At 53.3% G+C, this 7,497-nt stretch carries 6 protein-coding genes and 1 tRNA gene; 1 reads left to right on the forward strand and 6 read right to left on the reverse strand.

Annotated elements, in window-relative coordinates; genetic code table 11:
* Window positions 1-333 precede the first annotated feature (333 nt).
* From lnt to miaB, 5 genes are all read right to left on the reverse strand, one after another.
* Window positions 334-1,872, reverse strand: a complete 1,539-nt coding sequence (lnt, locus tag BEB54_RS18290) for an apolipoprotein N-acyltransferase (RefSeq protein ID WP_000853024.1) — start codon at window positions 1,870-1,872, stop codon at window positions 334-336.
* Between the two features lie 24 nt (window positions 1,873-1,896).
* On the reverse strand, window positions 1,897-2,775 hold the full coding sequence (corC, locus tag BEB54_RS18295; RefSeq protein ID WP_001278605.1) for a CNNM family magnesium/cobalt transport protein CorC: 879 nt from the start codon (window positions 2,773-2,775) through the stop codon (window positions 1,897-1,899).
* An 89-nt stretch (window positions 2,776-2,864) separates the two neighbouring features.
* Window positions 2,865-3,332 (reverse strand): rRNA maturation RNase YbeY, encoded by a 468-nt coding sequence (gene ybeY, locus BEB54_RS18300; protein ID WP_032250167.1) that lies wholly within the window; start codon window positions 3,330-3,332, stop codon window positions 2,865-2,867.
* Window positions 3,329-4,369, reverse strand: a complete 1,041-nt coding sequence (locus tag BEB54_RS18305) for a PhoH family protein (RefSeq protein WP_001018040.1) — start codon at window positions 4,367-4,369, stop codon at window positions 3,329-3,331. The genes ybeY and BEB54_RS18305 overlap by 4 nt, the downstream gene beginning before the upstream one ends.
* Window positions 4,370-4,521: 152 nt before the next feature.
* Window positions 4,522-5,946 (reverse strand): tRNA (N6-isopentenyl adenosine(37)-C2)-methylthiotransferase MiaB, encoded by a 1,425-nt coding sequence (gene miaB / locus BEB54_RS18310; RefSeq protein WP_000162740.1) that lies wholly within the window; start codon window positions 5,944-5,946, stop codon window positions 4,522-4,524.
* Between the two features lie 145 nt (window positions 5,947-6,091).
* Here miaB and ubiF point away from each other — a divergent pair, with 145 nt between their 5' ends.
* On the forward strand, window positions 6,092-7,267 hold the full coding sequence (gene ubiF, locus BEB54_RS18315; RefSeq protein WP_105277485.1) for a 3-demethoxyubiquinol 3-hydroxylase: 1,176 nt from the start codon (window positions 6,092-6,094) through the stop codon (window positions 7,265-7,267).
* A 153-nt stretch (window positions 7,268-7,420) separates the two neighbouring features.
* Here ubiF and BEB54_RS18320 read toward each other — a convergent pair.
* A tRNA-Gln gene (locus BEB54_RS18320) sits at window positions 7,421-7,495 on the reverse strand.
* Window positions 7,496-7,497: the final 2 nt, after the last annotated feature.

The following is a 7,497-nucleotide window of genomic DNA, read 5'->3' on the forward strand; positions in this document are numbered from 1 at the left end:
TATCATCTGCAACTTTATTGTGCAGTGTTGTGTTTGTTAGGTAACATTTAGTTTGGCTAAATGTAAAGATATTGATGTTTTATTGTTTGTTTTTGCGAGATGCGCCGCACCATTCCGAAGCAAAATTCTTAAAAAGCACTCTTTTGGTGCTACCGGTGGATTGCTGTGGTGCAACCGGGTTGTACTGACGCGGGTTCAAGCTTTGCCTTGTATAACAAAGCAATAGATGTGCCAAAGTTGGATAGGGGAATTTTGTCATCCGGATAACGCACTGATACCACATCCGGCGAGCGTGCCGAAATACGGGATGTATTCCGGCACGATAAGAAGGGATTATTTACGTCGTTGACGCAGACTCATCAACACAGCGGCAAAACCAAACAGTGCCGTCAGCACCCACAGCGGCCAGTTGCCGGTACGTGCGTACGGTGTGAGTCCGGTGGTCGGCGTCACATTAGTGGTTAACACTTCGCGGGTGAATTGCGGGATCATCGCCTGAATCTCACCCTGCGGGCCAATCACCGCCGTAATGCCGTTGTTGGTGCTACGCAGCAGCGGGCGCGCCAGCTCCAGCGCACGCATTCGCGCCATCTGAAAGTGCTGCCATGGGCCAATAGACTTACCAAACCACGCATCGTTGGAGATAGTCAGCAGATAGTCGGTATCCGGGCGGAAGTTATCGCGCACTTGCTCGCCGAGAATGATCTCGTAGCAAATAGCCGCAGTAAGCTCAATACCATTTACCGACAGCGGTGGTTGGATATATGGTCCACGGCTGAATGACGACATCGGCAGATCAAAGAACGGTGCTAACGGACGCAGAATCGACTCCAGCGGGACAAACTCGCCAAACGGTACCAGATGGTTTTTGTTATAGCGATCGGCTGATTCGTAGCTATACGGTGCACCTTTACCCAGCGTGATGATGGTGTTGTAGGTATCGTAGCGATTCTGCTTATTGAGACGCGCGTCGACAATCCCGGTGACCAGCGAGCTACCTTTATCACGCAACTCACCGTCCAGTGCTTTGAGGAACGGCTGCTGATTAATTTCCAGGTCGGTTATCGCCGACTCCGGCCAGATAATCAGCGATGATTTGCCCATCAGCGGTGCCGTTGCGTTGTAGTAAATCTTCAGCGTATTGAGAAGCTGGCCTTCATCCCACTTCAGCGATTGCGGAATGTCGCCCTGAACCATCGAAACCTGAATGGTTTTCTCCGGTTGCGGGGTAAACCACTGGATGTAACGTAGCGGGAAGGGAAGGGCAAACAGCACGACGGCCACCACCAGCGGACGCCAGTTGCGTTTGACCAACGCCAGTGCCAGCAGGCCGCTTACCATCATCAGCAGGAAGTTAATGGCTTCCACGCCCATTATCGGTGCCAGTCCTTTTAACGGACCGTCAATCTGGCTATAGCCGAACTGCAACCACGGGAAGCCAGTCAGCACCCAACCGCGCAGAAACTCGGTCACTTGCCAGAGAGCAGGGGCGGCAATCGCCACGCGCAGCCAGGTGGTTTTCGGCCACAGACGCGACAGCACGCCAGCAAACAGTCCGGTATACAGCGACAAATACGCCGCCAGCAGTACCACCAGGAAGATGTTAACCGGGCCAGGCATTCCGCCAAAGGTCGCGATGCTGACATAGACCCAGTTAATGCCGCTGCCAAAGAGACCAAATCCCCAGCAAAAGCCAATAGCGGCAGACTGGAGTGGACGACGGTTAAAGGTCAACGCCTGAAGCCCCATCAGCGAAATAATCGCCGCAGGCCAGACGTCGTAAGGAGAGAAGGCCAGCGTTCCGCAGGCACCGAATAATAACGCCAGCAGCAGGCGAATGCGCTGGCGTTCAATTAATGAGGCAAAAGCCATGTAGTTATCTATCCAGTTTCGGTTTTATTCATCCAGCTTTGGCTGGGGTGAGTCATCCGGGATTTTGACATGAACCTGAATAATACGCCGACTGTCAGCCATCGCCACTTTGAACTGGTAACCGTCGATGTCGATGGTTTCGCCACGCGCCGGGAGATGCCCAAATGCCTGCATCACCAGACCTCCGATGGTGTCGACTTCTTCATCGCTAAAGTGGGTGCCGAAGGCTTCGTTGAAATCTTCGATGGAAGCCAGTGCGCGCACGGTCCAGGTATGACGACTCAGCTGACGGAAGTCGATATCATCTTCTTCGTCATACTCGTCTTCAATCTCACCAACAATCAGTTCCAGGATATCTTCAATGGTCACCAGACCGGAAACCCCACCGAATTCGTCAATGACGATCGCCATGTGGTAACGCTGAGAGCGAAACTCTTTCAGCATCCGGTCTACGCGCTTACTTTCAGGAACGACAACCGCCTGACGTAACACTTTGTCCATGCTGAAGGCTTCTGCATCGCTGCGCATAAACGGCAGCAAGTCTTTCGCCATCAGAATCCCTTCAATGTGATCTTTGTCTTCGCTAATCACCGGGAAACGTGAGTGGGCGGACTCGATGATGACATCAAGGCATTCGTCCAGCGTCTGGTTGCGTTTCAGGGTAATCATCTGGGAGCGGGGGATCATGATGTCGCGAACGCGTTGGTCTGCGATGTCCATCACCCCTTCGAGCATATCGCGCGTATCTTCGTCGATAAGGTCGTTCTGCCCGGAATCACGGATCAGCGCCAGCAGTTCGTCACGGTTTTTCGGTTCACCGTGGAAAAGTTGGCTGAGTAACAGGGAGAAAAATCCCTTCTTGTTGCTTATCGTGTCACTACTGTGTGAATTGTCGTCGCTCATGGCGTCGTATGGGTTCTCATGTTAGTTAATCAAAACGCCGTCGTTAATCACCAACGGCGGGGACGTCTGCCAGTCAAATGCCTGGCAAATTATTCTTTCTCGGCAATGTACGGATCCTCATAGCCCAGAGCAAGCATAATCTCTGTTTCGAGGGCTTCCATTTCTTCTGCTTCGTCGTCTTTGATGTGATCGTAACCTAACAAATGCAGACTGCCGTGCACCACCATATGCGCCCAGTGCGCTTCCAGTGGTTTGCCTTGCTCCTGTGCTTCCTTCTCAACGACCTGGCGGCAGATAACCAGATCGCCCAGCAGCGACATCTCCATGCCAGGCGGTACTTCAAACGGGAAGGAGAGCACGTTGGTCGGCTTATCCTTACCGCGATAGGTCAGATTGAGGCTGTGGCTTTCGGCGGTATCGACCACGCGAATAGTCACTTCCGATTCTTCCTGAAACTGCGGGATCACCGCATTCAGCCATGTCTGAAACTGGCTCTCTTCCGGTAACCCGGAATTATCTTCACATGCCAGTTGTAAATCGAGGATCACCTGACTCATTTTTGTTCCTGTTCTTCGCGCTTGCGTTCTGCTGCCAGCGCCGCTTTTCGTTTTTGTTCGGCTTCTTCCCAGGCTTCATAAGCGTTAACGATACGCGCTACTACCGGGTGACGAACCACGTCTTCGCTGTGGAAGAAGTTAAAGCTGATCTCTTCGACATCGGCTAACACTTCGATAGCGTGACGTAAACCTGATTTAGTATTACGCGGCAAGTCGATCTGCGTGACGTCGCCGGTAATAACCGCTTTTGAGTTAAAACCGATACGGGTCAGGAACATCTTCATCTGTTCGATGGTGGTGTTCTGGCTTTCATCGAGAATGATAAACGCGTCGTTCAGCGTACGGCCACGCATATAGGCCAGCGGCGCGACTTCAATAACGTTGCGCTCAATCAGTTTCTCGACTTTCTCAAAGCCCAGCATTTCAAACAGCGCGTCGTACAGCGGGCGCAGATACGGATCTACTTTCTGGCTTAAATCGCCAGGCAGGAAGCCCAGTTTCTCACCGGCTTCTACCGCCGGACGAGTCAGCAGAATACGGCGAATTTCCTGACGCTCCAGGGCATCAACTGCCGCAGCCACTGCCAGGTAGGTTTTACCCGTACCCGCCGGGCCAACGCCGAAGGTAATGTCATGGTCGAGAATATTGGCGATGTACTGCGCCTGGTTTGGCGTGCGCGGCTTGATTACGCCGCGTTTGGTCTTGATATTGACCGCTTTGCCATACTCCGGCACGCTCTCCGCACTTTGTTCCAGCACGCGTGCTTCTTTAATCGCCAGGTGGATCTGTTCCGGCTCGATATCCTGAATCTGACCGCGCATCGGGGCAGTATCGACATACAGGCTACGCAGAATGTCTGCCGCAGCGGTGACGCAAATCGGACGGCCGGTCAGTTTAAAGTGGTTATCACGGCGATTGATTTCGATGCCGAGACGGCGTTCGAGTTGTTTGATGTTGTCATCAAACGGGCCGCACAGGCTCAACAGACGTGCGTTGTCTGCTGGCTCCAGAGTAATTTCGCGAGTGTCTATGTTCAAACCGTTCCTCTTATCTGTATGCCGCCGGAAGCTGAACATTCACCGGCCTATAAGGAAATTATTCACGCCACAGGAAAAAGGCGCAAGCATTGAGATAAAGATGGGGATAAAGAGAGAAAAAACAAGGCCCACCGGAACGGCGGGCCTGAGAATTACGGCTGATAATAACCCACGCCAAGGTCATTTTCTTTGCGGGTACGGGCAATCACCGATTCCGGTGTTTCTGCCACGCGCAGACCCATTTCATCTTCAGTTCGCACCACTTTACCGCGCAGAGAGTTCGGGTAGACGTCGGTAATTTCTACATCGACGAATTTACCGATCATATCCGGTGTGCCCTCGAAGTTGACCACGCGGTTATTTTCAGTACGACCGGAAAGCTCCATGATGCTCTTACGCGATGTACCTTCTACCAGAATACGCTGGGTGGTGCCGAGCATACGGCGGCTCCATGCCATCGCTTGCTGATTAATGCGCTCTTGCAGAATATACAGACGCTGCTTCTTCTCTTCTTCCGGAACATCATCAACCATATCGGCGGCAGGCGTTCCTGGACGAGCGGAGAAGATAAAGCTGTAGCTCATGTCGAAATTGACGTCGGCAATCAGCTTCATCGTTTTTTCGAAGTCTTCGGTGGTTTCGCCCGGGAAGCCGACAATGAAGTCAGAACTGATCTGAATATCAGGACGCGCCGCACGCAATTTACGGATGATCGCTTTGTACTCCAGCGCCGTGTGGGTACGTCCCATCAGGTTTAGAATGCGATCGGAACCGCTCTGAACCGGCAGATGCAGGAAGCTCACCAGCTCCGGCGTGTCGCGATACACTTCGATGATATCGTCGGTGAATTCGATCGGATGGCTGGTGGTAAAGCGAATACGATCGATCCCGTCGATCGCCGCAACCAGACGCAGCAGATCGGCAAACGATCCGGTGGTGCCGTCGTAGTTCTCACCACGCCAGGCGTTCACGTTCTGACCGAGCAGGTTGACTTCACGCACGCCCTGAGCCGCAAGCTGGGCAATCTCAAACAGAATATCGTCGGAAGGACGGCTTACCTCTTCACCACGGGTGTAAGGCACCACACAGTAGGTGCAATATTTATTGCAGCCTTCCATGATGGAGACAAACGCGGTTGGTCCTTCGGCACGCGGTTCCGGCAGACGGTCAAACTTCTCGATTTCCGGGAAGCTGATATCTACAACCGGGCTGCGGTCGCCGCGTACGGAGTTGATCATCTCTGGTAGACGGTGCAGCGTTTGCGGCCCAAAAATAATATCAACATAGTGGGCGCGCTGGCGAATGTGCTCGCCTTCTTGCGATGCCACGCAGCCGCCGACGCCGATAATCAGGTCTGGATTCTTCTCTTTTAACAGTTTCCAGCGACCCAACTGATGGAAGACTTTTTCCTGAGCCTTCTCGCGGATTGAGCAGGTATTCAGCAGCAGCACATCCGCTTCTTCCGCCACGTCGGTCAGTTGATAGCCGTGGGTGGCATCCAGCAGATCGGCCATCTTCGATGAATCGTACTCGTTCATCTGACAGCCCCAGGTTTTAATATGGAGTTTTTTGGTCATCGACTTGCTCTTGCGAAATAGTAGCCAGGAATGCAGGGCGCATAGTGTAATGCTTTGCTGCCGTTGTGACCAGTATGAGCGTTATCAGCCCTTGGGGGTAAAAATCCTGTAAACTTAAAGCATATTGCTAACAGGATGATTGACCATGACAAATCAACCAACGGAAATTGCCATTGTCGGCGGAGGAATGGTCGGCGGCGCACTGGCGCTGGGACTGGCTCAGCACGGATTTTCGGTAACGGTAATCGAGCACGCAGAACCTGCGCCGTTTGTCGCTGACAGCCAGCCTGACGTGCGGATCTCGGCGATTAGTGCGGCTTCGGTATCATTGCTTAAAGGTTTAGGCGTCTGGGACGCGGTACAGGCTATGCGTTGCCATCCTTACCGCAGACTGGAAACGTGGGAGTGGGAAACGGCGCATGTGGTGTTTGACGCCGCTGAACTTAAGCTACCGTTGCTTGGCTACATGGTGGAAAACACTGTCCTGCAACAGGCGCTGTGGCAGGCGCTGGAAGCGCATCCGAAAGTAACGTTACGTGTGCCAGGCTCACTGATTGCTCTGCATCGCCATAATGATCTTCAGGAGCTGGAACTGAAGGGGGGCGAAGTGATCCAGGCGAAGCTGGTGATTGGCGCTGACGGTGCAAATTCGCAGGTGCGGCAAATGGCGGGAATTGGCGTTCATGCCTGGCAGTATGCACAGTCGTGTATGTTGATTAGCGTACAGTGTGAGAACGATCCCGGCGACAGCACCTGGCAGCAGTTTACTCCGGACGGGCCGCGCGCGTTTCTGCCGCTGTTTGATAACTGGGCATCGCTGGTGTGGTACGACTCACCAGCGCGTATTCGCCAGTTGCAGAATATGAATATGGCGCAGCTCCAGGCGGAAATCGCGAAGCATTTCCCGTCACGTCTGGGTTATGTAACGCCGCTTGCTGCTGGTGCGTTTCCGCTGACGCGCCGCCATGCGTTGCAGTATGTGCAACCAGGGCTTGCGCTGGTGGGCGATGCCGCGCACACCATTCATCCGCTGGCGGGGCAGGGGGTTAACCTCGGTTATCGCGATGTTGATGCGCTGATTGACGTTCTGGTGAATGCCCGCAGCTACGGTGAAGCGTGGGCCAGTTATCCTGTCCTCAAGCGTTACCAGATGCGGCGCATGGCGGATAACTTCATTATGCAAAGCGGTATGGACCTGTTTTATGCTGGATTCAGCAATAATCTACCACCGCTGCGTTTTGTGCGTAATCTCGGGTTAATGGCGGCGGAGCGTGCTGGCGTATTGAAACGGCAGGCGCTGAAATATGCGTTAGGGTTGTAGCCTTACAACATTGCCGGATGCATGCCAACTGTAGGTCGGATAAGACGCATCAGCGTCGCATCCGACTTTGAAGAATAAGACGTGTCAACATCGCATTCGACATTGAATATACGCAGAAAAGCAAAAAGCTCGCCGAAGCGAGCTTTTTTAATGTGGCTGGGGTACGAGGATTCGAACCTCGGAATGCCGGAATCAGAATCCGGTGCCTTACCGCTTGGCGATACCCCAAC

It is taken from the genome of Escherichia sp. MOD1-EC6021 (assembly GCF_002965245.1).
GTDB lineage: Bacteria > Pseudomonadota > Gammaproteobacteria > Enterobacterales > Enterobacteriaceae > Escherichia > Escherichia coli_F.